The sequence below is a fragment of the Micromonospora solifontis genome (assembly GCF_003725545.1).
Classification (GTDB): Bacteria; Actinomycetota; Actinomycetes; order Mycobacteriales; family Micromonosporaceae; genus Micromonospora; species Micromonospora solifontis.
On sequence record NZ_RJLN01000029.1, the window covers coordinates 15,768 to 38,876 of the forward strand.

General features: G+C 72.6%; 21 protein-coding genes. 5 read left to right on the forward strand and 16 right to left on the reverse strand.

The features are described 5' to 3' along the window. Positions 1 to 71: 71 nt before the first annotated feature. Positions 72 to 791: an MBL fold metallo-hydrolase gene (locus EFE23_RS12710; RefSeq protein ID WP_123241120.1), complete on the reverse strand. Its 720-nt coding sequence runs from the start codon at positions 789 to 791 to the stop codon at positions 72 to 74. 262 nt (positions 792 to 1,053) lie between these two features. Here EFE23_RS12710 and EFE23_RS12715 point away from each other — a divergent pair, with 262 nt between their 5' ends. Together EFE23_RS12715 and EFE23_RS12720 are read left to right on the forward strand one after the other, a co-directional pair. Next, positions 1,054 to 1,920: a peptidylprolyl isomerase gene (locus tag EFE23_RS12715; protein WP_123241121.1), complete on the forward strand. Its 867-nt coding sequence runs from the start codon at positions 1,054 to 1,056 to the stop codon at positions 1,918 to 1,920. A 66-nt stretch (positions 1,921 to 1,986) separates the two neighbouring features. Then, the gene (locus EFE23_RS12720) at positions 1,987 to 2,826 is read left to right on the forward strand and encodes a peptidylprolyl isomerase (RefSeq protein ID WP_123241122.1); all 840 of its coding nucleotides are present in this window, start codon (positions 1,987 to 1,989) and stop codon (positions 2,824 to 2,826) included. A 71-nt stretch (positions 2,827 to 2,897) separates the two neighbouring features. Here the strand turns inward: EFE23_RS12720 and EFE23_RS12725 are convergent, their stop codons facing one another. From EFE23_RS12725 to ruvC, 8 genes are all read right to left on the reverse strand, one after another. After that, positions 2,898 to 5,345 carry a RelA/SpoT family protein gene (locus EFE23_RS12725; protein ID WP_199737048.1) on the reverse strand — a complete coding sequence of 816 codons (2,448 nt, stop codon included), beginning with the start codon at positions 5,343 to 5,345 and terminating at the stop codon, positions 2,898 to 2,900. Positions 5,346 to 5,656: 311 nt separating this feature from the next. Beyond that, positions 5,657 to 6,223, reverse strand: a complete 567-nt coding sequence (locus tag EFE23_RS12730; protein ID WP_123241124.1) for an adenine phosphoribosyltransferase — start codon at positions 6,221 to 6,223, stop codon at positions 5,657 to 5,659. A 102-nt stretch (positions 6,224 to 6,325) separates the two neighbouring features. Next, on the reverse strand, positions 6,326 to 7,513 hold the full coding sequence (gene secF / locus EFE23_RS12735) for a protein translocase subunit SecF (protein WP_123241125.1): 1,188 nt from the start codon (positions 7,511 to 7,513) through the stop codon (positions 6,326 to 6,328). 1 nt (position 7,514) lies between these two features. Continuing rightward, a complete protein-coding gene (gene secD / locus EFE23_RS12740) occupies positions 7,515 to 9,428 on the reverse strand; it encodes a protein translocase subunit SecD (RefSeq protein ID WP_199737044.1) in 1,914 nt (637 codons plus the stop codon). 220 nt (positions 9,429 to 9,648) lie between these two features. Next, positions 9,649 to 9,990, reverse strand: coding sequence for a preprotein translocase subunit YajC (gene yajC / locus EFE23_RS12745; RefSeq protein ID WP_373684009.1), 342 nt, complete (start codon positions 9,988 to 9,990; stop codon positions 9,649 to 9,651). Positions 9,991 to 10,129: 139 nt separating this feature from the next. Continuing rightward, on the reverse strand, positions 10,130 to 11,194 hold the full coding sequence (gene ruvB, locus EFE23_RS12750; RefSeq protein WP_123241127.1) for a Holliday junction branch migration DNA helicase RuvB: 1,065 nt from the start codon (positions 11,192 to 11,194) through the stop codon (positions 10,130 to 10,132). Then, positions 11,191 to 11,793, reverse strand: a complete 603-nt coding sequence (gene ruvA, locus EFE23_RS12755; RefSeq protein WP_123241128.1) for a Holliday junction branch migration protein RuvA — start codon at positions 11,791 to 11,793, stop codon at positions 11,191 to 11,193. Before ruvA ends, ruvB begins: the two co-directional genes overlap by 4 nt. After that, on the reverse strand, positions 11,790 to 12,317 hold the full coding sequence (gene ruvC / locus EFE23_RS12760; protein WP_123241129.1) for a crossover junction endodeoxyribonuclease RuvC: 528 nt from the start codon (positions 12,315 to 12,317) through the stop codon (positions 11,790 to 11,792). Before ruvC ends, ruvA begins: the two co-directional genes overlap by 4 nt. A gap of 182 nt (positions 12,318 to 12,499) precedes the next feature. Here ruvC and EFE23_RS12765 point away from each other — a divergent pair, with 182 nt between their 5' ends. Next, positions 12,500 to 13,282 carry a 3-hydroxybutyrate dehydrogenase gene (locus tag EFE23_RS12765; RefSeq protein ID WP_123241130.1) on the forward strand — a complete coding sequence of 261 codons (783 nt, stop codon included), beginning with the start codon at positions 12,500 to 12,502 and terminating at the stop codon, positions 13,280 to 13,282. A gap of 14 nt (positions 13,283 to 13,296) precedes the next feature. Then, positions 13,297 to 15,216, forward strand: a complete 1,920-nt coding sequence (locus tag EFE23_RS12770; protein WP_123241131.1) for a helix-turn-helix domain-containing protein — start codon at positions 13,297 to 13,299, stop codon at positions 15,214 to 15,216. Positions 15,217 to 15,274: 58 nt separating this feature from the next. On the opposite strand, the gene EFE23_RS12775 is transcribed toward EFE23_RS12770, so the two are convergent. From EFE23_RS12775 to EFE23_RS12785, 3 genes are all read right to left on the reverse strand, one after another. Further along, positions 15,275 to 15,883, reverse strand: a complete 609-nt coding sequence (locus tag EFE23_RS12775; protein WP_123241132.1) for a TetR/AcrR family transcriptional regulator — start codon at positions 15,881 to 15,883, stop codon at positions 15,275 to 15,277. Between the two features lie 11 nt (positions 15,884 to 15,894). Next, positions 15,895 to 17,460: an MFS transporter gene (locus EFE23_RS12780; RefSeq protein WP_123241133.1), complete on the reverse strand. Its 1,566-nt coding sequence runs from the start codon at positions 17,458 to 17,460 to the stop codon at positions 15,895 to 15,897. A 157-nt stretch (positions 17,461 to 17,617) separates the two neighbouring features. Next, positions 17,618 to 18,526, reverse strand: a complete 909-nt coding sequence (locus EFE23_RS12785; RefSeq protein ID WP_233600957.1) for an FAD-dependent monooxygenase — start codon at positions 18,524 to 18,526, stop codon at positions 17,618 to 17,620. Between the two features lie 64 nt (positions 18,527 to 18,590). On the opposite strand from EFE23_RS12785, the gene EFE23_RS12790 reads away from it, so the two are divergent. Then, the gene (locus tag EFE23_RS12790) at positions 18,591 to 19,148 is read left to right on the forward strand and encodes a TetR/AcrR family transcriptional regulator (protein WP_123241134.1); all 558 of its coding nucleotides are present in this window, start codon (positions 18,591 to 18,593) and stop codon (positions 19,146 to 19,148) included. Between the two features lie 40 nt (positions 19,149 to 19,188). Here the strand turns inward: EFE23_RS12790 and EFE23_RS12795 are convergent, their stop codons facing one another. The 4 genes from EFE23_RS12795 to EFE23_RS12810 all read right to left on the reverse strand — a co-directional run bounded on the left by EFE23_RS12795 (position 19,189) and on the right by EFE23_RS12810 (position 23,093). Then, entirely contained in the window at positions 19,189 to 19,803 is a 615-nt protein-coding gene (locus EFE23_RS12795; RefSeq protein ID WP_233600958.1) for a transcriptional regulator, read from the reverse strand. A gap of 77 nt (positions 19,804 to 19,880) precedes the next feature. Further along, entirely contained in the window at positions 19,881 to 20,900 is a 1,020-nt protein-coding gene (locus tag EFE23_RS12800; protein WP_123241135.1) for a branched-chain amino acid ABC transporter permease, read from the reverse strand. Positions 20,901 to 20,953: 53 nt separating this feature from the next. Beyond that, entirely contained in the window at positions 20,954 to 21,835 is an 882-nt protein-coding gene (locus tag EFE23_RS12805) for a branched-chain amino acid ABC transporter permease (protein WP_123241136.1), read from the reverse strand. A gap of 7 nt (positions 21,836 to 21,842) precedes the next feature. Next, positions 21,843 to 23,093 carry an ABC transporter substrate-binding protein gene (locus tag EFE23_RS12810; RefSeq protein WP_199737045.1) on the reverse strand — a complete coding sequence of 417 codons (1,251 nt, stop codon included), beginning with the start codon at positions 23,091 to 23,093 and terminating at the stop codon, positions 21,843 to 21,845. Positions 23,094 to 23,109 lie beyond the last annotated feature (16 nt).

Genomic DNA, 23,109 nt, shown 5'->3' on the forward strand with positions numbered 1-23,109 from the left:
GGCGGCCGCGCGCCGCGCGGCGGGGTCTCCGTGGATCCCGCGCGGACCGCGCGGGGGCGTCGTGGGTGCGGCTACAGGCCGCGGGTGGGCGCGGCCGGACGCGCGCCGCCGGTCCCCGCCACCTCGAGGAGGTACGGGTTGGTCGCGCGCTCACGGCCGATGGTGGTCGCGGGGCCGTGGCCGGGCAGGACGACGGTGTCGTCGGCCAGCGGGAGGACCTTCTCCCGCAGGCTGGACAGCATCCGGGGCATGCTGCCGCCCGGCAGGTCGGTGCGGCCGATCGAGCCGGCGAAGAGCACGTCACCGGAGAGGCAGAGCTGCTCGGCCTCCCAGGGCGAGCCGGCGCCGGGCATCCGGAACAGCACCGACCCGCCCGTATGGCCGGGGGCGTGGTCGACGGTGATCTCCAAACCGGCGAGGCTCAGCGTCGCGCCGTCGGTCAGCACGGCCACGTCGTCCGGCTCGGTGTACGGCAGCCGGCCGCCGAAGAGCTGGGTGAGATCCATCGAGAGCGCCTTGGTGGGATCGGCCAGCAGCTCGCGGTCCTCCGGGTGGACGTACGCGGGGATGCCGCGCGCACCGCAGACCGGGGCCACGGAGAAAGTGTGGTCGAGGTGGCCGTGGGTGAGCAGCACGGCGGCCGGGTGCAGGCGGTGCTCGGCGAGCACGGCGTCGAGCCGGTCGAGCACCCCGATCCCGGGGTCGACCACCACGCACTGCTCCCCCGGCGCGGTCGCCACCACGTAGCAGTTGGTGCCGAAGGCGTCCGCGGGAAAGCCGGCCACGAGCACGTCCGCTCCCCTTCCGTCTGCAGTCGTCGTCCCGTTCAGCAGCCTAGTCGCACCGGCCACCGCTTTCCGCCGGCCCACGCGTCCCGGCAGCCCCGGCAACCACAGTGACAACGCCCGATACATCGAGGCCGGACCTCGTACACCACTTTCCCAGCCGGTAGCCGTACACTCTGGCGGGCGTGTGGCGTGGCGCACCTGCGCACGACCGGGCGGACGACGCCCGCGCGCCGGCGAGGACCAGGGTAGAGGAAGGGGAGCACGGGTGGCTTCCAGCAGGGACCGGCAGCGCAAACTGGCGCGGGCCAAGCTCGACCGGCAGCTCGCCCGGCGGGCCGCGGCCGCCAAGCGCCGCCGGCAGATCCAGGCCGGTGTCGGCGCCGCGGTGGTGCTCGCGCTGATCGTCGTCGGTACGGCCTGGGCGCTCGGCGCGTTCGACTCGAAACCGGAGAAGAAGGCCGCCGAGGACGTCTGCCTCTGGACGCCGCAGGACGCCAGCGCCAACAGCAACCTCAAGGATGTCGGCACCCCGGCCACCACCGGCCTGCCCACCTCGGGGACCCGGGCGATGACGGTCACCACCAACCAGGGCGCCCCGATCACCGCCGAGCTGGACCTCGCCTCGGCGCCGTGCGCGGCGGCCAGCATCTCGTACCTGGCCGGCAAGTCGTTCTACGACAACACCAAGTGCCACGAGATCACCGCCGAGGGCGCGCTGCGCTGCGGCGACCCGAGCGGCACCGGCATCGGCGGGCCGGCGTACTCGTTCTACGACGAGAACGTCCCGACCCCGGCGCCGAGCGCGTCCGCCTCGCCGGCCCCGGGCCAGGCCCCGGCGTACCCGAAGGGCACGGTCGCGATGATCGCGAACCCGCCGGGCGCCAACAGCAGCCAGTTCCTGATCTTCTTCAAGGACTTCAACCCGGCCGATCCGAAGTACCCGGTGATCGGCAAAGTCACCGGCGGAATGGACGTGCTGGCGAAGATCGGTGCCCTCCCGACCGTGGACAATGGGAGCGGAGCCAAGGTCAAGCCGAAGACGGACGTGGTGATCCAGAGCCTCACCGTCGGCGAGGTGAACGCGGCCCCGGCCGCCACCAGCGCGCCGGCGGCCAGCCCGAGCGCCGGCTGATCCGGCCCGTCCGCCCCTGAACGGCAGCGGCATCGCCGCACCCCAGAAGATCCGAAAGGAGTGATCGTGACGTCCACGAGAGAGCGGCAGCGCGCGGCCGCGCGGGCCCGACTCGAGCGGGAGATGGCCGAGCGCGCCACCAAGGCCCGCAAGCGCCGGCAGACCCAGGCCATCGTCGGTGCCGCGGCCGTGCTGGTGCTCGTGGTGGCCGGCACGGTCTGGCTGGTCACCTCGCTCGGCGGTGACGACAAGAAGGAGAACACCGCCAGCACGGCCGGCTACTCGCAGTGCGCCTACACCGAGGTCCCGAAGGACGCGCGCTCCAAGCAGATCAAGGACGTCGGGTTGCCCCCGAACCAGCAGGACAACAAGGGCACCCAGACCCTGACGATCGACACCAACCTCGGTCCGATCACCGCGACGGTCAACCGCGAGGAGGTGCCCTGCACCGCGGGCAGCTTCACCCACCTGGCCAGCAAGGGCTTCTTCGACAACACGAAGTGCCACCGGCTGGTCACCCAGGGCATCAAGGTGCTCCAGTGCGGTGACCCGAGCGCGACCGGCAAGGGCTGGCGGGCGAGCGACGGCACCGGCGGGCCCAGCTACAACATGCCCGAGGAGAACCTGCCGACCGACAAGCGGCCGCCGTACCCGGAAGGCGTCATCGCGATGGCCAACTCCGGCCAGCCGGGCAGCACCGGCAGCCAGTTCTTCATCGTCTACGGCGACTCGCAGCTCGACCCCAACTACACCGTGCTGGGCACCCTCACCGGCGGCATGGACGTGGTGAAGCAGGTCGCCGCGGCCGGGGACGACGGCGCCTTCGCCCAGCAGGCCGGCGGCGGTCACCCGAAGAAGGAGATCGTCATCAACAAGCTGACGATGAGCGACATCCAGGGCGGCTGACCCGCCCGTACCACGCGGAAGCGCCCACCGGCGGAGGGCCGGCGGGCGCTTCTGCTTGCGCGGACCGGGCGTCAGGCGCCCGAGGTGACCCGGTACGCGTCGAAGACCCCGTCGACCTTGCGGACCGCGGCCAGCAGGTGCCCCAGGTGCTTCGGGTCGGCCATCTCGAAGCTGAACCGGCTCACCGCCACCCGGTCGCGGGTGGTGGTGACGGTCGCGGAGAGGATGTTGACCCGCTCGTCGGAGAGGACCCGGGTGACGTCCGTGAGGAGCTTGTGCCGGTCCAGGGCCTCCACCTGGATGGCGACCAGGAAGGTCGAGGCGGAGGTGAGCTTCCAGCTGACCTCGACCACCCGCTCGCTCTGCGCGCGCAGGTCCTCGGCGTTGGCACAGTCGTCGCGGTGCACGCTCACCCCACCGGAGCGGGTGACGAAGCCGAAGACCGCGTCCGGCGGCACCGGGGTGCAGCAGCGGGCCAGCTTGATCCAGACATCGCTGACGCCGCGGACCACGACACCCGGGTCGGCGCTGCTCTGCCGGCTGCGCGGCGGCCGGGTGGCGACGGCGGTCTCGGCGATGTCCTCCGCCGCGCCCTCCTCGCCGCCGTACGCGGCCATCAGCTTCTGCACCACCGACTGCGCGGAGACCTGGCTGTCGCCGACCGCCGCGTAGAGCGAGGCCACGTCGGCCAGGTGCAGGTCCCGGGCGATCGCCATCAGCGCGTCGGAGGTGAGCATCCGCTGCAACGGCATGCCCTGCTTGCGCATGGCCTTGACGATCGAGTCCTTGCCGGCCTCGATCGCCTCCTCGCGCCGCTCCTTGTTGAAGTACTGGCGGATCTTGGTGCGGGCGCGCGGGCTCTTGACGAAGCCGAGCCAGTCCTGCGTCGGGCCGGCCGTGTCGGACTTCGAGGTGAAGATCTCGATCACGTCGCCGTTGGACAGCGTCGACTCCAGCGGCACCAGCTTGCCGTTGACCCGCGCCCCGATGCACTTGTGCCCGACCTCGGTGTGCACCGCGTACGCGAAGTCCACCGGCGTCGACCCGGTCGGCAGCGGGATGACGTCACCCTTCGGGGTGAAGACGTACACCTCCTGGCTGGACAGGTCGAACCGGAGCGCGTCGAGGAACTCGCTCGGGTCGGCCGCCTCGCGCTGCCAGTCGAGCAGCTGGCGCAGCCAGGTCATCTCGTCGATGTGCGCCGGCGGGCCGACCACCGGGGTGCCCTTGTGCTCCTTGTACTTCCAGTGCGCGGCGATGCCGAACTCGGCGGTGCGGTGCATCGCGTAGGTGCGGATCTGCATCTCCACCGGCTTGCCGGTGGGCCCGATGACCGTCGTGTGCAACGACTGGTACATATTGAACTTGGGCATCGCGATGTAGTCCTTGAACCGGCCCGGCACCGGCTGCCAGTTGGCGTGGATGACGCCCAGCGCCGCGTAGCAGTCCCGCACCGTGTCGACCAGGATCCGCACCCCGACCAGGTCGTAGATGTCGTTGAAGTCGCGGCCCCGCACGATCATCTTCTGGTAGATCGAGTAGAGGTGCTTCGGCCGGCCGGTGGTCTCCGCCTTGATCTTGGCGGCCTTGAGGTCGGTCGACACCTTCTGGGTCACCTGGCGCAGCAGCGCCTCGCGCTGCGGCTGGTGCTCCCCGATCAGGCGGTTGATCTCCTCGAACCGCTTCGGGAACAGGGTGCCGAAGGCGAGATCCTCCAGCTCCCACTTGATGGTGTTCATACCGAGGCGGTGGGCCAGCGGAGCCAGGATCTCCAGCGTCTCCTTGGCCTTCTGCTCCTGCTTGGGGCGGGGCAGGAAGGTCAACGTACGCATGTTGTGCAGCCGGTCGGCCAGCTTGATCACCAGCACCCGGGGGTCCTTGGCCATGGCCACGACCATTTTGCGGATCGTCTCCGCCTTGGCCGCGTCGCCGAGCTTGACCTTGTCGAGCTTGGTCACGCCGTCGACCAGCAGCGCCACCTCGCCGCCGAAGTCGGCGCGCATCGCGTCGAGGGTGTATTCCGTGTCCTCGATCGTGTCGTGCAGCAGCGCGGCGACCAGGGTGGTGGTGTCCATCCCGAGGTTGGCCAGGATGGTCGCCACGGCGAGGGGGTGGGTGATGTACGGATCACCGGACTTGCGGTACTGACCCGAGTGCCAGCGCGCGGCGGTGTCGAAGGCGCGCTGCAGCAGCCGGGCGTCAGCCTTGGGGTGGTTCTCCCGGTGGGTGGCGATCAGCGGCTCGAGGACCTCGCTCACCTGCGAGGTCTGCCACGGGGCGTTGAACCGGGCCAGCCGGGCGCGCACCCGCCGGCCGGTCGGCGCGTTGGAGAGGGCGAACCCCGCGCTGGGCGCGGGCTCACCCGCGGTCTCGGTCGGGAACGGCACGACGACCGCCCCGCCGTCCGCCCGCGCGTCGGGTCCGCCGCCGGAGCCACCGGTCACCCGGGCCGGCGGGTTGCCGCTCCGCTCGGTCACCGAGCCGTCCGCGTCGCCTGTCGGGTGCACCGTGCCCTCCACCGGAGGGACGACATCGTGGGACACCGGCCTCCTCACCGCTCGCCGGGAATGCGCCGGCCGTCCGGCCGACGTCCTGTTCAACCGGCCGAGGGGCCGGCGTTGTTCCGTGTCGACCGCCCCGGGCCGACATGGACCGCTCGGGCCACCCGGAACCTCGCGGCCCCGGCGGCCCCGCACCGGCCGTGCGGCCGGCCGTCACGCCGCCGGACGGGTCACCCGACCGGTCAGCAAAGGGCAATGCTACCCGCACGCACGGTACGCCGCCGCTCCGCCGGACGGACCGCGCCGGGTCGGCCCGACGGGCCGGGGTGTCAAACGGTCAGCAGGGCATGGACCGGACGCGGGGCGAGCCGCTCGCGCCCCTTGAGGAAGCCCAGCTCCAGCAGCACCGTGAAGCCCGCGACCGTGCCGCCGGCCCGCTCGACCAGGTCGAGGGTGGCCTCGGCGGTGCCGCCGGTGGCCAGCACGTCGTCCACCACGAGCACCCGGTGGCCGGCGGTGAACGCGTCCTGGTGCACCTCCAGGGTCGCCTCGCCGTACTCGAGGGCGTAGGAGGCGGAGTGGGTGGCCCGGGGGAGCTTGCCCGCCTTGCGGACCGGCACCACGCCCACCCCGGTGGCATACGCGATGGCCGCCGCGAGCACGAAGCCCCGCGCCTCGATGCCGGCCACCGCGTCGAACGAGTCGCGCCCGTGGTACGCGATGATCCCGTCGATCACCTCGCGGAAGACGTCGCCGTCGGCGAAGAGCGGCATCAGGTCCTTGAACACGACACCGGGCTTGGGGAAGTCCGGCACGTCCAGCACCCGGCTGGCGACCAGCTGGGCGACCTGCGGGCCGCTGTCCCCCCGTACCCCGGTGGTGTGGGTCTCGGTCACGGTGCGTCCTTGTCCCTTCGAACGACGACGGCGTCCGTCATGCTGCTCGCACAGCATGGCGGACGCCGTCCGGTCGATTTCTACCGGGTCTCCCCGGCCCGGTCAGCGGCGCTTCGCGCCGCCCGGCCGGTTGCCCCCGCCACCGGGACGGCCGCCCCGGGTGCCGGTGGGACGCTTGCCAACCGGCCGCGCGCCCACCTTCGGCGCGGCGCCGGCGAGGGCCGCCGCCTCCGGGTCGATGGTCTCGGCCGCGGCCGGAGTGGCCTTCGGCGCGCCCTTCGGGGCGATCTCGCCCCGGGCGATGGCGCCCCGCCGGGCCAGCACCCGCTTGTTGTGGGCGCTGATCCGCGGGTCCTGGTTCTTGAGCAGCACCAGCAGCGGCGTGGCCAGCAGGATCGAGGTCAGGAACGCGACGGCCATACCGACGAAGAGCACCAGGCCGAGGTCCTTGAGCGTGCCGGCGCCGAGCAGACCCGCCCCGATGAAGAGCAGACCACCGACCGGCAGCAGCGCGACCACGGAGGTGTTCAGCGACCGCATGAGGCTCTGGTTGAGCGCCAGGTTGGCCGCCTCGCCGTAGGTCATGTTGTTGTTCGCGGTGATGCCCCGGGTGTTCTCCTGGACCTTGTCGAAGACCACCACCACGTCGTAGAGCGCGAAGCCCAGGATGGTGAGGAAACCGATGATCGTCGACGGGGTGACCTCGAAGCCGACCAGCGAGTAGATACCGGCGGTGAGGACCAGGTTGGTGAGCAGCGAGGCGATCGAGGCGACCGCCATCCGCCACTCGAAGCGCAGCACGAGGTAGATCGCCACCACCGCGATGAAGATCAGCAGACCGAGCAGCGCCCGGGAGGTGACCTGGCTGCCCCATGCCTCGGAGACCTGGCTGCCGCTGATCTGGTCGGGCTGGATGCCGAACTCCTGGGCCATCCTGGTCTTGACCGCGTTGGCCTGGTCGGCGCTGAGCTGCGTGGTGCGCAGCTCGTAGTACTGGCCGCTGGTGCTGCCGACCTTCTGCGCGGTCACCACCTTAGCGCCGCCGCCCTCGGCCGCCAGCGCGGTGTTGACCTTGTCCTCGGCCTGGGCCATGGTGCCGACGCTGGCCGGCACCTGGAACGAGTTGCCGCCGGCGAACTCGATGCCGAGGCTGAAGCCCCGGATCGCGAAGCTGAGCACGGCGATCAGCACCAGCACGCCGGCGACGGTGAACCACAGCTTGCGCCGGCCGACGATGTTGAGATCGGCCTCGCCCCGGTAGAGCCGGGCGGCCAGACCAGTCTTAGCCATCTCAGGCCTCCTTGACGCGCGGGTTGCGGGCGGTGCCCTGCTCGGCCGACCGGGCCGGCAGGGCCCGGCCGAGACCGCTGACCCGCGGGGACAGGAACGCCCGGGTCCGGGCGAACATCGTCATGATCGGGTGACGGAAGAGGAAGACGACGACCAGGTCGAGGACCGTCGCCAGGCCGAGCGCGAAGGCGAAGCCCTTCACCGCGCCGACCGAGACGATGTAGAGCACCACGGCGGACATCAGGGTGATGGCGTTCGCCGAGATGATCGTCCGGCGGGCCCGGACCCACGCCCGCGGCACCGCGCTGCGCGGGCTGCGGCCCTCCCGGATCTCGTCCTTGAGCCGCTCGAAGTAGATGACGAACGAGTCCGCCGCGACACCGAGCGAGACGATCATGCCGGCGATGCCGGCGAGGGTGAGGGTGAAGCCGATCGACCGGCCGAGCACCACCAGCGCGCCGAAGACCAGCAGGCCGGAGAGCACCAGGCTGAGGAAGATCACCGAGCCGAGCAGCCGGTAGTAGAAGAACGAGTAGATGATGACCAGCAGCATGCCGATGCCGGCCGCGAGCAGGCCCGCCTGCAGGTGGCTGGAGCCCAGCGTCGCGGTGACGTTCTGCTGCTCCTGCGGCACGAAGGTCACCGGCAGCGCGCCGTAGCGGAGCTGGCTGGCGAGCTTGTTCGCGCTCTTGTTGTCGAAGCTGCCGGTGATCTGCGAGTCACCGGTCAGCACGCCCTGGATCTCCGGCGAGGAGACGATCTCGTTGTCCAGGACCACCGCCACGCGGCACTTGCCGTCCTGGCCGAGCGCGGTCTGGTCGCAGGCCTGGCCCTCGTTGTTGAACGCCTCGCGGGTCAACGCGGTCCACTTCTCCTGGCCCTTGCCGGTGAAGTTCAGGCTGACCACCCACTGGCTGGTCTGGTCGAGCACCGCGTTGGCGTCCTTGACGTCCGTGCCGAGCACCTTCGCCTTGTCGAGCAGGTACTTGGCACCGGCCTCGCAGGCCACGGCCTGCTGGTTCGGGTCCTTGATCGACGCCGCCGGCCGATCGTCCAGCTGGGCGCAGGTGATGGTCGGCACGTTGAACTGCATGTCGGCGGGCAGCACGCCGATCTCCTGCGCGGAGAGGGCGCCGAACGGCTTGAGCTTCTCCGCCAGCGACGGGTCGGTGGTGAGGTCGGCCGGGGCCTTCAGGCCGGTGGCGGCGGCCCAGGCGGCCGCGCCGACCTTCTGCTCGACGGCCTTGCGCTGCTGCTCGACGCTCTGCGGCACCGGCTCGGCGCTCGGGGTCGGCGCGGCGCTCGCCGAGGCCGACGGGGTCGGCGCCGCGGCGCTGGCGCTCGGCGTCGGGGCCATGCCGCCCTGACCACCGGCGCTCGGCGAGGCGGTGGCCTTGGCGCTGCCGCTCGGCTTCGCCTTCGGCGAGGCGCTGCCGGACGGCTTCGGCGTGGCGCTGCCGGACGGGGCCGGGGTGGCGCTCGCGCTCGGGGCCGGGGCGGCGGCCGCGCCGCTGCCGTCGGTGGCCTTGAGGACCTTGCGGAAGCGCAGCTCGGCGGCGCTGCCGACGTCGGTCAGGTCCCGGTTCTCACCGGGCAGGGAGATGACGATGTTGCGGTTGCCCTCGGTGACCACCTCGGCCTCGGCCACGCCGTACGCGTTGACCCGGCTCTCGATGATCTGGCGCGCCTCCTCGAGGTTGGCGGCCGTCGGAGGCTTGCCGTCCACGGTGTTGGTGGCCTCGAGCGTCAGCCGGGTGCCGCCGATCAGGTCCAGGCCGAGCCGGGGCTCCAGCCGGTCCTGCCAGCCGCCTTTGGCGCCGCCCGAGAAGAACACCAAGAGATAGAGGACGACGAAGATGAGCCCGAGCACGGCGAGCTGCCGTCCGGGCCGCATCTGTCCCTGAGGTGGTGCCACGGCTGTCTTGTCTCCCTGTACGGTCGCGCCGCTGGGCAGCGGCGACGAAGTCGGGCCGGGGGTGTCCGCCCGACTGCTCTGGCGGGTCGACGTCACCGGCCGACACGCCTCCCGGACCCGGCGCGGCGGCGGCGGGCGGGAGGTACGCGTGTCGGCGTCGGACGCCGACCCAACTATCCACTTGTATCGCTGAATCCGCTGCCCCTTCCGGGGCGCGCGATCACTCCTTGACCGGCTCGGCTTCCTCGGTGATCGTCTCGGCCTCCGGCTGCTCGGCCCGGGTGACCACGCGGGCGATCGCCGGGCGGGCGTACCGGGTCTGCACGCCCGGGGCCACCTCGAGCAGGACGGTCTCGTCCGCCACGTCGGTGACGGTGCCGTAGAGCCCGCCGATGGTGACGACCTCGTCGCCCGGGGAGAGCGCGGACTGCATCTGCTCGGCCTCGCGGCGCCGCTTCTGCTGGGGGCGGATCATCATGAAGTACATGACGCCGAAGAGCAGGGCGATCATGAGGATCGGCGTCAGACCGCCGGCCCCGCTGCCGGTTTGTGCGAGAGGCACAGTTGTTGACCTTCCCATTGGCCTCCACGCGACCCCGAGGGCGCCGGAGCGGAGGCGGATTCTCACGTCCTGTACAGACCGCGGCGAAGTCTAGTCCCTGCTCCTGGGAACACCGAATGCGACCCAGATCACGTTCGGATCACGGCTGATCGGTCTGCACCGAGAACAGATCGGGCACGGGAGGGGCATCCGCACCAAATGTACCATTCGGCGGCGTACGCCCCAGGTGATGCCAGGCGGCCTCGGTGGCGACCCGGCCCCGGGGCGTCCGGGCGAGCAGGCCGGCGCGCACCAGGAACGGCTCGCAGACCTCCTCCACCGTGTCCGGCTGCTCCCCCACCGCCACGGCGAGGGTGGAGAGGCCGACCGGCCCGCCCCGGAACGAGTCCACCAGCGCGGTGAGCACCGCCCGGTCCAGCCGGTCCAGACCGAGGGCGTCGACGTCGTACACGGTGAGGGCGGCGCGGGCGGTCTCCAGGTTGACCACCCCGTCGGCCCGGACCTCGGCGAAGTCACGCACCCGGCGCAGCAGCCGGTTGGCGATGCGTGGCGTGCCCCGGGACCGGCCGGCGATCTCGCTCGCGCCGTCGTCGGTGATCGGCACGCCGAGGATCCGGGCGGACCGCTTCAGCAGCACCTCCAGCTCGGCCGGGGCGTAGAAGTCGAGGTGGGCGACGAAGCCGAACCGGTCCCGCATCGGGCCGGTGAGCAGCCCGGACCGGGTGGTCGCGCCGACCAGGGTGAACGGCTCGACATCGAGCGGGATGGCGGTGGCGCCCGGGCCCTTGCCGACCACCACGTCGACCCGGAAGTCCTCCATCGCGCTGTAGAGCAGCTCCTCGGCCGGCTTGGCGATCCGGTGGATCTCGTCGATGAACAGGACGTCGCCCTCGGCGAGGCTGGTCAGGATAGCCGCCAGATCGCCGGAGCGTTCGATGGCCGGGCCGCTGGTCACCCGGATCCCCGAGCCCAGCTCGGCGGCCACGATATTGGCCAACGTCGTCTTCCCGAGGCCAGGCGGGCCCGAGAGGAGAATGTGGTCGGGCGGGGAGCCGCGCCGCATCGCCCCCTTGAGCAGCAGGTCGAGCTGGTCGCGGACTCGGTGCTGGGCGATGAACTCATCCAGCCGCTTCGGGCGGACGCTCGCCTCCGCGTCCCGTTCCGCGTCGCTGACGTACGCCGAGACGAGGTTCTCCCCGGTCATCGCGTGCGGCCCAGGAGGCGGATGGCCTGCTTGAGCAGGACCGGCACGGGCGGCACCTCGCCGTCGACGGTCTCCGCGACGGCGGCCACCGCCTGCTCGGCCTGGCCGGCCGTCCAGCCCAGCCCGACCAGGGCCTGGCGGACCTGCTCGGGCCAGGCGCCCGCGGTCACCCCGGCGGCGCCGTCCACGCCGACCGGCACCGGGCCGATCCGGTCGCGCAGTTCGAGGACGAGGCGCTCGGCGCCCTTCTTGCCGATGCCGGGCACCCGGGTCAGGGCGGCGGTGTCGGCGTTGGCGATGGCCTTGCGGACCGCGTCGGGGGTGTGCACGGCGAGCACCGCCTGGGCCAGCCGGGGGCCCACCCCGCTGGCGGTCTGGAGCAGCTCGAACAGCTGCTTGGCGTCGTCGTCGGCGAAGCCGTAGAGGGTGAGCGAGTCCTCCCGGACCACCAGGCTGGTGGCCAGCCGGGCCGGCTGGCCGACCCGCAGCTCGGCGAGCGTGCCGGGGGCGCACTGCACCGCCAGGCCGACGCCGCCCACCTCCACCACCGCGTGGTCCGGACCGGTCGCGGTCACCGTGCCGCGCACGCTGGCGATCATCGTCGTCCTCCTCGTCGTGCCCGCTCGGCCGCGACGGCCAGCTTGGACCGGGTGCCGCCGCGCCAGACGTGGCAGATGGCCAGGGCCAGCGCGTCGGCGGCGTCGGCGGGCCGGGGCGGCTCGGGCAGCCGCAGCAGTCGGGTGACCATGCTGGTCATCTGCGCCTTGTCCGCCTGGCCGGAACCGGTCACCGCCGCCTTGACCTCGCTCGGGGTGTACGTCTGCACCGGCAGGCCGGCCCGCGCCCCGGCCAGCACGGCGATCCCACTGGCCTGGGCGGTGCCCATCACCGTGCGGACGTTGTGCTGGGTGAACACCCGTTCCACGGCCACCGCGTCCGGCTTGTGCTCGGCGACCAGGTCGGTGAGCGAGCGGTCCAGGTGCAGCAGGCGCAGCGCCAACTCGTCGGCCGAGTCGGTGTAGACCACGTAGTAGGCGACCAGCGTGCAGGGGCGGCCCGGCACGCCCTCGACCACGCCGACTCCGCACCGGGTCAGCCCCGGGTCGACGCCCAGCACCCGCACGCCGCCTCCTCCCCCAGCCGCCAGCAGTACGTGTGTTCGACACCTTACTGGTCACCGGTGACGCCCACCGGATCGGACACGCCGGGGCCCGAGGGAGGGGGTAATCGCCACACACTGAAGCGGTCGAGTATGTGTCGTCGCCCCATGTGCCGCCGGCCACACAACTCGTAGCTTTGTGCGCCATGACGGCAGAACCCGTGGTGGTCCCCCACGTCGTACGCGTCGACCTCTCCGGTCGTAGCGCCCTGGTGACCGGTGGTGGCAGCGGCATCGGACGGGCCTGTGCCCTGCGCCTGGCGGCGGCCGGCGCGGCGGTGCTGGTGGTCGACCGGAACGTGGAGGCGGCCAAGGCGGTGGCCGCCGAGGCGGGCGGCCGGGCCGAGGGGATCGACCTGGCCGACCGGGCCGCCGTGGACCGGCTCGACGTCGACGTGGACATCGTCGTCAACAACGCCGGCCTCCAGCACGTCGCCCCGGTGCAGGACTTCCCGCCGAACCGCTTCGAGTACATCCAGCGGGTGATGGTGGAGGCGCCGTTCCTGCTGATCCGCCGGGCCCTGCCCGGCATGTACGCCAGGGGCTGGGGCCGGATCGTCAACATCTCCTCGGTGCACGGCTTGCGCGCCTCGCCGTACAAGTCGGCGTACGTCGCGGCGAAGCACGCCCTGGAGGGCCTGTCGAAGGTGGTCGCGCTGGAGGGTGCCGCGCACGGGGTGACCTCGAACTGCATCAACCCGGCGTACGTGCGGACCGCCCTGGTGGAGAGCCAGATCGCCGACCAGGCCGCCAGCCACGGGATCGGCGAGGACGAGGTGGTCGAGAAGATCATGCTGGCCCGGGCGGCGATCAAGCGGCTGATCGAGCCGGAGGAGGTGGCGGAACTCGTGGCGTACCTCTGCTCGCCGCCGGCCGCGTTCATCACCGGCGCGGCCATCGCCCTCGACGGGGGCTGGACGGCCAACTAGTGGCCCCGCGCACAATGTCGGTCATGTCATCGCCGGTCGAGTTTCTGGAACTGCTGGCCCGGGAGGCCGCCGCGGTCGAGTTCGAGGGCCCGCTGGTGGCCGCCCGGGCCGCCGGCCTGCCCGCCGAGCGGCTGGCCGAGCTGGAACAGGCGAAGGTGGTGGCGCTGCGGGTCCGCGCGCTGCTGGAGCGCCGGCGCCGCCGGGAGATCGAGCTGTCCGGCCTGTATGAGACCGCGAGCGACCTGGCCGGGCTGCGCGACCTGGACGACGTGCTGCGGGCGATCGTGCACCGCGCCCGGATCCTGCTCGGCACCGACGTGGCCTACATGACGCTCAACGACGACGAGCGCGGCGACACGTACATGCGGGTCACCGACGGCTCGATCTCGGCCCGGTTCCAGCGGCTGCGGCTGGGAATGGGCGACGGCCTCGGCGGGCTCGTGGCGCAGACCGGCACCCCGTACGTCACCGCCAACTATCAGGAGGACGAGCGGTTCCGGCACACCGGGGAGGTGGACAGCGGGGTCGGCGAGGAGGGCCTGGTGGCGATCCTCGGCGTGCCGCTGCGGCTCGGTTCCAGCGTGATCGGCGTGCTGTACGCCGCGAACCGCTCGGCCCGGCCGTTCGCCCGGGAGGAGGTGTCGCTGCTGGTCTCCCTCGCCGCGCACGCGGCGGTGGCGATCGACACCGCCCGGCTGCTGGCGGAGACCCGCGCGGCGCTCAAGGAGTTGTCCGCGGCGAACAGCACGATCCGGGCGCACAGCAGCTCGGTGGAGCGGGCCGCGGCCGCCCACGACCGGATGACGGCCCTGGTGGTGCGCGGCGGCGGGATGGAGGACGTGGCGGCGGCGGTCACCGAGGTGCTCGGCGGCGCGCTGCTGGCGCTGGACGCCGAGGGACGGCGGCTGGCCCGGGTGGGCGAGATCGAGGAACCGGACCGGGCGGACATCGTGGAGGCGGTGGCCGCGTCCCGTACGGAGGGGCGCAGCGTGCGCCGGGGTCCGCTCTGGTACGCGGCGGTGGTGGCCGGCGCGGAGAACCTGGGCGCGCTGGTGCTGCGCCCGGACGGCGAGCTGGTCGACGCCGACCAGCGGATCCTGGAGCGGGCCGCGCTGGTCACCGCGTTGCTGCAGCTGTTCCGGCGGACCGTGGCCGAGGCGGAGGGCCGGGTCCGGGGCGAGCTGCTGGACGACCTGATCGCCCGGCCGTTGCGGGACACCGACGCGTTGCGCAGCCGGGCCCGGCGGCTCGGCGTGGACCTGGACGCCCCGCACGTCCTGGTGGCGGTCGGCGACGACGCGATCGCCGCGACCGGCTCGGCCCGGCAGCGGGTGCTCTCCTGGGCCACCACGTACGCCTCGACCCGGGGTGGGCTGGCGGCGGCGCGGGACGGCCGGGTGGTGCTGATGCTGCCCGGCGGCGACGCGGGCGGGGCGGCCCGGGCGGTGGCCCGGGACCTGTCCCGGGTGACCGGCCGGCCGGTGACCGCCGGGGCGAGCGGGCCGTCGACCGGCCCGGCGTCGCTGGCCGTCACGTTCGCCGAGGCGGAGCGCTGCCTGACCGCGTTGGGCGCGCTGGGCCGCGCCGGGGAGGGGGCGAGCACCGCGGAGCTGGGCTTCGTGGGGCTGCTGCTGGGCGCGGTCGGCGACGCGGGCGACCGGGACGTGGCCCGGTTCCTGACCGGGACCGTCGGGCCGGTGGTCGACTACGACGCCCGGCGGGGCACCGCGCTGGTGAAGACGCTGGAGGCGTACTTCGGGGTGGGTGGCAGCCTGGCCCGGGCGGCCGAGCTGCTGCACGTGCACGTGAACACGGTGACCCAGCGGCTGGAACGGGTCGGGCAGCTGCTCGGCGCGGACTGGCAGAAGCCGGAGCGCGCCCTGGAGGTGCAGCTCGCCCTGCGCCTGCACCGCCTGCGCACCCCGCCCGGCTGACCAACCCCGCCCGGCTGATTAACCGCGGCCGGGTCGCCGGCCCGGCGGCGGTGCGGCGTCAGCGGACGCGCAGGCCGTCCAGGACGGCGTCGACGATCCGCTCGGGCAGGAGCCGGTCGTCCAGGTCGGGCTGCCAGCGCAGCATCCGCTGCATCAGCATCGGCCCGCTCAGCAGCGCCATCGCCAGCTCGATGTCCACGTCGGGGCGGAGCTCCCCGCTGCGCATGCCGCGTTGCAGCACCTGCCGCATCAGCTTCCGGCGCGGCTCGACCATGCTCTGGTAGAGCTGGTAGTGCACCGGGCTGCGGTTCACCTCGGGCACCAGGCACGGCATGATCTTGGCGGCCCGCGGGTCGATGTTGTGCCCGATGGCGCCGACCAGGAGCACCAGGTCGTCCCGGATGGAGTGGCCGGACGGTTGCGGCGGGGTGCCCTTGAGGGTGCGCAGCGCGTCCAGCAGCAGCGCGTCCTTGCCGGACCAGCGGCGGTAGATGGTCGCCTTGCCCACCCCGGCGCGGGCCGCGATCGCCTCGATGGAGAGCGCCTCGATGGTGCTGCCCTCGGCGAGCAGGTCGAGGGTGGCCTGCACGATCGCCTCGTCCGCGCGGACGCTCCGCGGTCGGCCGGGCGACCGCGGAGCGTCGGCGTGAGTACTCATGTCGGACATTGTCGCCGAACCTACGGGGTCCCGGCCAACTCCCGCTCGGCGGCCGGCCGGGTCTCGGTCACGACCAGCGGGCGGCCCGGCATCCAGCGCAGGACGATGACGATGCCGAGGGCGGCCACCAGGGCGGAGATCCCCGCCGCCCAGTGCATCGCGGCGACGAAGGAGTCGTTGGCCGCCGCGAGGAGCCGCGGCGCCGCCGGGCCGAGCCGCTCGGCGACCGCGTACGCGCCGGAGATCGACTCGCGGGCCGCGTCGTGGGCCGGGGTGGGCAGGCCGGCCAGCGCCGGGGTCACCTCGTCCCGGTAGACGGCGGACAGGACCGAGCCGAGCACCGCCACGCCGAGCGCGCCGGCCACCTGGCGGACGGTGTTGCTGACCGCCGAGCCGACGCCGGCCTTCTCCCGGGGCAGCGCCGACATGATCGACTCGGTGGCCGGCGGCATGATGTTGGCCATCCCGGCGCCCTGGACGAAGCCGAGCGCCGAGAAGAGCCAGATCGGCGTGTCCGCGTCGATGAACACGAACGCGCCGAGCGCGGCGGCGGTGAGCAGCAACCCGACCGCGGCGACCGCCCGGCCGCCGTAGCGACGCACCATCGCGGCGCTGCGCGGCGCGAAGATCAGCTGGGCGGCCGCGAAGGGCAGGAAGAGCAGGCCGCTCTCCAGCGGGCTGTAGCCGCGGACCAGCTGGAGGTAGAACGCGCCGAAGAACATCACGCCCATCGCGGCGAAGAAGACCAGCCCGACCAGCGCCACCGGGGCGGCGAACCGGGGCACCCGGAACAGCCGGACGTCCAGCGACGGGTGGTCGCTGCGCAGCTCGTGGGCGACGAACCAGCCCAGCACGGCGAGACCGCCGACGATCGCGGCCCAGACCTGGAGCCGGCCGAAGCCGTGCTCGCCGCCGTCGATGATGCCGTAGGTGAGGGCGACCAGGCCGACCACCGAGAGCAGCACGCCGAGCAGGTCCACCCGGCCGGGCTTCGGGTCACGGGACTCGGGCACCAGCGCGGCGACCAGGACCACGCCGAGCGCCACCACCGGCACGTTGATCAGGAAGACCGAGCCCCACCAGTAGTGCTCCAGCAGGGCGCCGCCGAGCACCGGGCCGATCGCCACGGCCAGGCCGACCGCGCCGGCCCAGATGCCGATCGCCTTGGCCCGCTCGCGGGGGTCGAAGACGTTGGAGATGATCGACAGGGTCACCGGCATGATGGCCGCGCCGCCGACCCCCATCAGCGCGCGGGCGGCGATGAGCTGGCCCGGGTCGTGGGCGTACGCGGACAGCAGCGAGGCCAGCCCGAACAGGGCCAGCCCGACCATCAGGAAGCGCTTGCGGCCGAGCCGGTCGCCGAGGACGCCGAAGGTGAACAGCAGCCCGGCGAAGACCAGGGTGTAGGAGTTGATCGCCCACTCCAGCTCGCCCTGGCTGGCCCCGAGGCCGTGCACCGGGTCGGCGAGGGTACGCAGGGCGACGTTGAGGATCGTGTTGTCGAGGACGACCACGAGGAGGCTGATCACCAGCACCCCCAGGATCGCCCACCTCCTCGGGTGTCCGGTGTTCTCGTGCGGTTCCATGTCCGGTTCTCCCCCCGGCTCACCCGCGTCGCAAATACGAAACGGGGCAGACTCGTAACATCGCCGAGCCTAGGTGAGCATATTTCGATACGGAACCGGTTCGTATTGTTTGTGTGCCAGGTCACCCCGCCGCGCCTCCCCCGCCCACCCGAACGGGTCAGGCGGGCGGCCCGGCGGCCAGGGCCAGCCGGAGCGCCGCGTTCCGCACCGGCAGCAGCCGGCGGGCCTGGGAGAGCCGAGCCGCCCACCGGGCCGCCGCGGCGATCCGCTGGGTCGACCGACGCCGGAGCCGGTCGTACGCGCGCAGCGCGCCGGGGACATCGGTGGTGTCGCGGAGGCAGCCGGCCAGCGCCACCGCGTCGATCAGCGCCTGGCAGGCGCCCTGCCCGAGGTCCGGGGTCATGGCGTGGGCGGCGTCCCCGAGCAGCGCCACCCGGCTGGACACGTAGCACGGCAGCGGGGTGAGATCGTGCACCTCGTGGCGCAGGATGCCGTCCGGGGTCAGCGCGTCCAGCAGGCGCGGGATCGGCTGGTGCCAGTCGTCGAAGAGGCGGCGCAGCTCGGCCCGGTCGTCGACGGGCGGCGGGTGGCCGGCGGGGAGCGCGACGGCCGCGTACCAGTTGGTCCGCCCGGATCCCTCCGGCGTGAGGCCGAACTTGCGGCCCCGCCCCCAGGTCTCGCCGCCGACGGGGACCTCGATGTCGGCCACCCCGCGCCAGGCCACCGTGCCGGCGTACCGCAGCGGATAGCGGTCGCCGTACAGGGCGGCCCGGACCACGCTGCCGATCCCGTCCGCCCCGACCACCAGGTCGTACGCCTCGACGAGGGCAGGGACGTCGGCGACCGGCGTGGCGAGGCGCAGCACCGGTCCGGGCAGCGCGCCGGCGAGGGCGGCGAGCAGCACCGGGCGGGTGACCAGGTGCACCGGCTCGCCGTGCCGGCGCTCCAGCCGGTCCACGTCGATGGTGACGATGCGGCTGCCGTCCGGGCGCCGGATGGACCCGGTGGCCTGCCGGCGTCCCCGCCGCCGCCAGACCGCCGATGCCGCCGCCGACCACCGCCGCACGCTTCGCCATGGCGACACCTTACTACAGATGTAGTGTCTGACACTACGGCTGTAGTATGTCGCCGTGACGGATCGCCGGCAGCTCCTCCTCGACGCGGCCATCCGGGTGCTCGGCACCCGGGGCCTGCGGCAGCTCACCCACCGGGCGGTCGACGCCGAGGCGGGCCTCCCGGAGGGCTCCGCGTCGAACGCGTTCCGGACCCGGGAGGCGCTGGTCACCGCCGTCTTCGGCCGCCTGGTCGAGGTGGAGACGGCGGCGTGGGACCAGCTCGCCCGGCAGCTGCCGCCGGGCGACCCGGCCGCCTTCGCGGCGGTGCTCGGCGGACTGATCCGGCAGCTCAGCACCGAGGGGCGGGTGCTCACCCTGGCCCGGTACGCGCTCTTCGCCGAGGCGGCCGTCCAGCCGGCGCTGCGCGCCGAGGTCACCGCCGGCCGGCGGCGGCTGGCCGAGTGGGGCCTGCCGGTGCTCGCCGCGCTCGGTTCGGCCGATCCGCCGGCCCACTTCCCCATGCTGCTCGCCCTGGTGGACGGGCTGCTCACCAACCAGCTCGCCGGCCCGGAGGACGACTTCGACCCGGAGTCGGCGGTGGCCGCGCTGCTCCGCGGCATCCTGCCCGGCTGACCCGCCCGCACCCGGCCGGAGTGTTGACCGGGGCCCTTCCTCACCGACAGGCGGCGGTCGCCTCGGCCAGGCTGGTCAGGCGGGCCGAGGGGGGCGGGACCGGCTCGATCCAGCCGGGCCCGGCGGCGTGCACCCGTACCCCGGGGAAGCCCCGCCGGAAGCGGACCAGGCGGTACGCGCGGCCGGTGGCCGGGGTCTGCGACCAGAGCACCACGACCCGCGGGCGGGTCCGGGCCACGGCGGTGGCCAGCGCGGCCCAGGGCAGCGCCGGTCCGAGGTGCAGGCACCCCCGGCCCTGCTCGCGCAACGCGGCGGCGAGGGCGTGCAGGCCCAGGCAGTGCGTCTCGTGCTCGACGCCGGCCAGCAGCACGCCGCGCGCCGGCAGCGGCCGGCCGGGGTCCCGGCCGGAGACGTCCAGGCCGACCCGGACGCCCTCGGCGAGGGCGTGTTCGACGGCGATCTCGGCGGCGCTGTCCCCCCGCAGCGTGGACAGCACCGGCCGGCAGACCCGCTCCCAGGCCGCCGCCACGCCGGCCTCGGCGACGAGGTCGAGCACCAGCGCGGCGACCCGGATGTCGTCCAGGTCCTCGGCGGCGGCGCGGAGCCGCTTGCGGGCCGCCTCGACGTCCCCCGCCGGTATCGGATCGGTCAGCACCAGACGCACCCCCGGGTAGTTCGTCGCTACCCGGGGGTTCGTCGGGACGGCGGCGTCCGGATGCGCCGCCGGGGAACTCATCGGCGCCGGGCGGCTCCCCGACGCAGCGCCAGGTGGGCGATCGTGCCCCAGATCCCCCGCCGGAACAGCAGCACGACGAGGACGAAGATGCCGCCGGTGACCAGGCCGATGGCCTCGAATCCGGAGAACGACAGCCAGTCCTCCAGTCGGACCACCAGGGCCGCGCCGAGCACCCCGCCCCAGAGGGTGCCGATGCCGCCGAGCACCACCACGATGACCGCCTTGCCGGAGGTGGTCCAGTGCAGCACGTCGAGGGAGACGAACCGGTGGCCGACGGCGAACAGGCCGCCGCCGAGCCCGGCGAGGAATCCGGAGAGGACGAACGCGGTCAGCTTGTAGCGGTGCACGGGGTAGCCCAGCGCCCGGGCCCGGGCCGGGTTGTCGCGGATGCCGACCAGCACCCGGCCGAACGGCGAGTGCACGATCCGCCACGCGGCGAGCAGGCCGAGCAGCACGATCGGCAGGATCGTGTAGTAGAAGTAGTAGTCGTCGGAGAGGTCGACGCCGAAGAAGGTGCGGGGCACCCCCTGCAGGCCGTTCTCGCCCTGGGTGACCGACCGCCACTCGTTGGCCACGTAGTAGACCATCTGCGCGAAGGCCAGCGTGACCATCGCGAAGTAGATCCCGGTGCGCTTGACCGCCAGGTAGCCGATCGGCAGCGCGAGCAGCGCCGCCGCCAGGGCCCCGACCAGCACCGCCGCCGGGAAGGGCAGCCCGGCGTGGATCGCGACCAGGCCGGTGACGTACGCCGAGGTGCCCCAGAACGCGGCGTGCCCGAAGGACATCAGCCCGGTGAAGCCGAGCAGCAGGTCCACCGAGACGGCGAACAGGGCCCAGCAGAGGATGTCCACCGCGACCGCCGGGTAGAGCCCGTTGGGCAGCCAGAGCGCCACGACCAGGCCGGCCGCGAGCAGCGCGTACCGGACCCAGCCGGGGGCCCGGGCGACGGTGAGCAGCCCGGACGGCGGGGTGGGCCGGGCCGACTCCTCGGCGGGGGTGTCGACAGCGCTGCTCATGGCCACCTCGGTTCGCGACTGCGGGGCTCGCAGACCCGGCTCACTCCTCGCGCTCACGCCGGGGCCTCCTCACGGCCGAACAGGCCGGCCGGGCGCCAGAGCAGCACCACGGCCATCACCACGAAGACGACGGTCTGCGACACGATCGGGAAGTCCGACAGGTACGCCTCGCCCCACGCCTGGATCAGACCGATGCCGAAGCCGGCGGCGACCGAGCCGAAGATCGAGCCGAGGCCGCCGATCACCACCACCGCGAAGACCACGATGATCAGGTCGGCGCCCATCAGCGGATTCACCGCGCGCATCGGGGCGGCGAGGACCCCCGCGAGCCCGGCCAGGGCGATGCCGAAGCCGAACACGGGGGTGACCCACTTCCCCACGTCGATGCCGAAGGCCCGGGTCAGCTCCGGCCGCTCCGTGGCGGCCCGGACCACCATGCCCACCCGAGTGCGGCCCAGCACCCACCACACCGCGACGCAGAGCAGCACGGTGAAGGCGAGGATGAACACCCGGTACGTGGGGAAGTCGAACAGTCCGAAGTCGACCGACCCGCTCAGCTCGTCCGGGGTGTGGTACGGGCTGGACTGCGTGCCGTACCGGGACTTGACGAGGTCCTGGAGGATCAGCGTGAGACCGAAGGTGAGCAGGAAGTTGTAGAGCGGGTCGAGCCGGGTCAGCCGGTGGATCACCGCCCGCTCCAGCACCATGCCGAGCAGCCCCAGCGCCAGCGGCATGATCACCAGCGCCGCCCAGAACGGCACGCCCGCCTCGGCAAGCAGCACGTACGCCCCGAAGGCGCCGAGCATGTAGAAGGCGCCGTGGGCGAAGTTCACCACCCGGAGCATGCCGAAGATGACCGCGAGCCCGAGGGCGAGCAGGGCGTAGAACGCCCCGCTCACCAACCCGTTGAACGTGTTCTGCAGGAAGCCCGACATCAGCCCGTCACATCTTGCAGTCGGCCGACGGGGCGCGGAACGCCTCGGCCGCCGGAATGGTCTTGAGGATCTTCACGTAGTCCCACGGCTCGGAGACCTCGGCCTGCGGCTTCACCTGGGCCAGGTACGCGTCGTGGATGACCCGGTGGTCCTCGGCGCGGATCTTGCCGTTGCGCAGGAAGAGGTCGTTGACCTCCTTGCCTTCGAGCTTCTTGACCACGGCGTCCGCGTCGTCGGTGCCGGCGGCCTGCACCGCCTCCAGGTACTGCATGGCGGCGGAGTAGTTGGCCGCGTGCGCGAAGGACGGCCGGGTGCCGGTCTCCTTCTGGAACTTGTCGGCCCAGTCGCGGTTCTGCTGGTCGAAGTTCCAGTACCAGGCGTCGGTGTAGGTGGTGCCGGCGAGCGCGGCCGGGGTGAGCGAGTGGATGTCGGAGATGAACATCAGGCCCACGGCCAGGCCGATCCCCTTGTCCCGCAGCTTGAACTCGTTGTACTGCTTCACCACGTTGACCAGCTCGGCGCCGGCCTGCATGGTGCCCAGCACCTGCGGCTTCGGGTTCATCGCCGCGGCCTTGAGCAGGAACGACGAGTAGTCGCCGCTGGTGTTCGGGAACGGCGCGCCGTCCTTGCCGATGACCTGCCCGCCGGCGGCGGTGATCGCGGCGGAGAAGCTCTTCTCCATGTCCTGCCCGAAGGCGTAGTTCGGGTACAGGATGTACCAGTTCTTGCCGACCTGCTCGGTGGTCACCGTGCCGGTGCCGTGGGCCAGCATGTACGTGTCGTACGCGTAGTGGAAGGTGTACTTGTTGCAGCTCTTGCCGGTCAGGTCGGTGGTCGCCGCGCCGATGTTGAAGTAGAGCTTCTTCTTCTCCTTGGCCACATCGGCGACCTTGAGGGCGGCCGACGAGGTCGGCACGTCCAGGATGGCGTCCACGCCCTTGCGGTCGTACATCTCCTGGGCCTTGCTGTTCGCCACGTCCGGCTTGTTCTGGTGGTCGGCGGTCTCCACGGTGATGTCCTTGGTGATCGCCTTGTCGCCGTACTTGGCCTTGAAGTCGGCGATGGCCATCTCCACGGCCTTGACCGAGTTCTTCCCGGACAGCTCCGAGTAGGCCCCGGACTGGTCGTTCAACACGCCCAGCACGATCTTGTCGCCGCTCAGCTTCGAGTCGCCACCGGACTGCGGGCCACCTCCGCCGCAGCCGGCGACCAGCAGCACAGCCGCCGAGGCGGCGGCCACACCCACGCTCTTCCGCATGTCAATCCCCTTCGTA

Coding starts and splice junctions, on each gene's coding strand:
- secF (WP_123241125.1), bottom strand. CDS start 7,513: ATGGCTAAGACTGGTCTGGCCGCCCGGCTCTACCGGGGCGAGGCCGAT.
- ruvB (WP_123241127.1), bottom strand. CDS start 11,194: ATGACCGGGGAGAACCTCGTCTCGGCGTACGTCAGCGACGCGGAACGG.
- ruvA (WP_123241128.1), bottom strand. CDS start 11,793: ATGATCGCCAGCGTGCGCGGCACGGTGACCGCGACCGGTCCGGACCAC.
- EFE23_RS12765 (WP_123241130.1), top strand. CDS start 12,500: ATGACGGCAGAACCCGTGGTGGTCCCCCACGTCGTACGCGTCGACCTC.
- EFE23_RS12770 (WP_123241131.1), top strand. CDS start 13,297: ATGTCGGTCATGTCATCGCCGGTCGAGTTTCTGGAACTGCTGGCCCGG.
- EFE23_RS12775 (WP_123241132.1), bottom strand. CDS start 15,883: ATGTCCGACATGAGTACTCACGCCGACGCTCCGCGGTCGCCCGGCCGA.
- EFE23_RS12780 (WP_123241133.1), bottom strand. CDS start 17,460: ATGGAACCGCACGAGAACACCGGACACCCGAGGAGGTGGGCGATCCTG.
- EFE23_RS12800 (WP_123241135.1), bottom strand. CDS start 20,900: ATGAGCAGCGCTGTCGACACCCCCGCCGAGGAGTCGGCCCGGCCCACC.
- EFE23_RS12805 (WP_123241136.1), bottom strand. CDS start 21,835: ATGTCGGGCTTCCTGCAGAACACGTTCAACGGGTTGGTGAGCGGGGCG.
- EFE23_RS12810 (WP_199737045.1), bottom strand. CDS start 23,093: ATGCGGAAGAGCGTGGGTGTGGCCGCCGCCTCGGCGGCTGTGCTGCTG.